The following is a 525-nucleotide window of genomic DNA, read 5'->3' as shown; positions in this document are numbered from 1 at the left end:
GTCAAGCGTTCGGCGCCTTGCTTCCTGGGCCACCTTCTGTTGGCCAAGCTCACGCATGCGCGCTTCTGCTACGGTGCTGCTCGCCTGCTTGGCTGCAAGCGTCGCACGCTCCTGAACCATCTGCGCATTGGCCTCCAGCTCACGATCACGCGCCTGGCGGGTCTCAACCAACGAGGCCTCCGCCTGCTCGATCTCCAAGGAGAGTCGTGCAACACGATCGCGCCGACCAACCAGGCTGGTGATGTTGTGCTGAACGACATCCAAAGCACGGCCGAGGCACTTCGCCACGTCCATAGCCTTGCCCGACAGCTCACGCATCCGCTCCAGACCAAGCAGCTCAGCAAGCAACTTCTTGATTTCAGAGGTCTGGTAGCCAGCAATCGGCCGTCGGTTCTGGGCAGAGAAGACACTGGTGAAGAACGCCTCCGATGATCCGAGGACCGATTCCACACAGCGGTTGTACGTCTCCGCCTTACCGTCAGACAGCGATCCGTCTGCCAGTTGAACCGGTTGCCATACGCCGTC

The 525-nt window shown here is 61.0% G+C and carries 1 protein-coding gene; it reads right to left on the bottom strand.

From position 1 onward, the window contains the following. The coding region (locus RVY79_RS17135) for a hypothetical protein (RefSeq protein ID WP_317465676.1) at positions 1 to 525 on the bottom strand (525 nt) is incomplete at both ends.

Source organism: Chromohalobacter sp. HP20-39, assembly GCF_033052815.1.
GTDB lineage: Bacteria > Pseudomonadota > Gammaproteobacteria > Pseudomonadales > Halomonadaceae > Chromohalobacter.
The sequence above is the reverse complement of the archived record's forward strand: the minus strand, read 5'-3'. Positions and strand labels throughout refer to the sequence as shown.